Here is a 225-nt window from a genome sequence, read left to right as displayed (position 1 = left end):
CGCCAGCGCGTCGGCGACGGCAGCGATGCCCTGGTCGGCGGTGGCTTCGCCAGCTCGAGCCTGGCCGATGTCCGCACCACCGCCACCTCGGGCAACAGCTTCGCCAGCGCCCTCTCCGGCGCGACCCTGCCGGGCACCGGTGCGGGTGGCGACACCAGCCGCGGCGGCATCTGGGGCCAGGTCTATGGCGGCTACCAGAAGCTGCTTGGCGACAATGTTCATGCC

At 72.4% G+C, this 225-nt stretch carries 1 protein-coding gene; it reads left to right on the top strand.

Annotated features, from left to right (window positions below; genetic code table 11):
* The coding region (locus tag AAHM44_RS24805) for a hypothetical protein (protein ID WP_342251657.1) at positions 1–225 on the top strand (225 nt) is incomplete at both ends.

Origin of the sequence: Sphingomonas sp. OTU376 (genome assembly GCF_038440415.1) — a bacterium.
In the GTDB taxonomy this organism is placed as follows: Bacteria; Pseudomonadota; Alphaproteobacteria; order Sphingomonadales; family Sphingomonadaceae; genus Sphingomonas; species Sphingomonas kyeonggiensis_A.
This window is presented reverse-complemented; position numbering and strand designations above follow the sequence as displayed.